The 407-nt window shown below is 62.7% G+C and carries 1 protein-coding gene; it reads right to left on the reverse strand.

Annotation, left to right across the window (positions count from 1 at the left end; all coding sequences use genetic code 11):
- Positions 1-42: 42 nt before the first annotated feature.
- The coding region (locus M3G19_RS11850; protein ID WP_259902800.1) for a hypothetical protein at positions 43-407 on the reverse strand (365 nt) is incomplete at its 5' end.

The following is a 407-nucleotide window of genomic DNA, read 5'->3' on the forward strand; positions in this document are numbered from 1 at the left end:
GACCCCCGAGCCTCCGCAGCACCTGACAGAGCAGGATGGAACTCACACGGTGGTGTCGTCGGTGCGCGAGCGCTTTCCGGTGTCGCGGCGCCAGAAGTAGATGACGACGAGTGCGACGATGATGAGGATGCCGGCACCGAGGAGCTGCCGCCAAAGCTCTTCACCGGCGATGCCGAAGAACATGCTGACGACGGCGATGCCGATGACGATGAGAACGACGATCCATGCTGCGTTCTTCGTGGAGTAGGGGCTCTTGGCCATGGTCGAACCTTTCGAACGAGGGGAGCGGTACATGCCTGCCGGGATCACATGCCCGAACCGGGCGATACCTGCAATTTCCGTCACGGTCAGATTACACCCGGGCTTTGCGGGCAGCACCGCCGCGAGAGTGAACAGCGGGCGAACTC

The sequence above is a fragment of the Corynebacterium sp. p3-SID1194 genome, from assembly GCF_025144155.1.
In the GTDB taxonomy this organism is placed as follows: domain Bacteria; phylum Actinomycetota; class Actinomycetes; order Mycobacteriales; family Mycobacteriaceae; genus Corynebacterium.